The following is a 293-nucleotide window of genomic DNA, read 5'->3' as shown; positions in this document are numbered from 1 at the left end:
GGTTCCGCAATTTTGACAGATAAATTGAATACGGTTCCGTATCATGGTGATTTAACCAATTTGTTCTGGGAGATAATTGCTATCTGCCAGATCACTAAAGCGAGTGAAATCGGATTGAAAGGCAAGGGATACGATTCCTGTCGGTCCGTGACGTTGTTTTGCAACAATAACATCAGCTTTTCCAAAAGCTTTATTCATTATTTCTAGCCATTTTGTATGTTCAAGGCTACCAACCTTTGGTTCTTCATTTTTGAGATAATATTCTTCACGATAGACGAAAAGAACAATATCGG

The 293-nt window shown here is 37.9% G+C and carries 1 protein-coding gene; it reads right to left on the bottom strand.

Annotated features, from left to right (window positions below; all coding sequences use genetic code 11):
- Positions 1 to 51: 51 nt before the first annotated feature.
- Positions 52 to 293, bottom strand: a 242-nt coding sequence (locus tag BN338_RS10695; RefSeq protein WP_039762739.1) for a DnaB-like helicase C-terminal domain-containing protein, incomplete at its 5' end; no start/stop codon positions are given.

This window comes from Bartonella queenslandensis AUST/NH15 (genome assembly GCF_000312585.1).
Classification (GTDB): domain Bacteria; phylum Pseudomonadota; class Alphaproteobacteria; order Rhizobiales; family Rhizobiaceae; genus Bartonella; species Bartonella queenslandensis_A.
The sequence above is the reverse complement of the archived record's forward strand: the minus strand, read 5'-3'. Positions and strand labels throughout refer to the sequence as shown.